Here is a 492-nt window from a genome sequence, read left to right as displayed (position 1 = left end):
GACTCTTTGGTTTTTCCGGGTATTGAGCAAACATAGCTTCAAGTCTTGCATATGATTCACGCACAGAAACAAACTGTCGCCATACGCTGATTGCCAAATCCACAGGGCTTAATGCCCTGCCTATAAGTATTGCAGAGGCTACTATCATTCCCATTGTCAGTTGACCTTGTATAGCGTAATAAGCACTTACGCCATAGCCCAAAAGAGATTGAAATGTTATTCTTAATGCTTTAGTTGTAGCGCTAATAGTTCCAGCTTTAGAGCTTGTGTCAGATTGGTAGCTTAGAAAGTTAATGTACCTGCTATACCAGTGTTTTTTAACATTTTCTTTCATGCCCATAGCGTAAATTGCTTCAGCATTGCGAAAGTTTACATTTGCAAATACCTGAGATTCTTGATAATGTTTATTGGCTTCCCCAAGTCCTTTTTTTGTAACAACCTCTGTAAGTATAGCCATACCCATCATTACCAGGCTTGCCACAATTGCAAGGA

The 492-nt window shown here is 39.6% G+C and carries 1 pseudogene; it reads right to left on the bottom strand.

Annotation, left to right across the window (positions count from 1 at the left end):
• Window positions 1-492, bottom strand: a pseudogene (locus tag Q0C22_RS02505) (type I secretion system permease/ATPase); the annotation flags it as partial.

It is taken from the genome of Desulfurella sp. (assembly GCF_023256235.1).
In the GTDB taxonomy this organism is placed as follows: Bacteria; Campylobacterota_A; Desulfurellia; order Desulfurellales; family Desulfurellaceae; genus Desulfurella.
The sequence above is the reverse complement of the archived record's forward strand: the minus strand, read 5'-3'. Positions and strand labels throughout refer to the sequence as shown.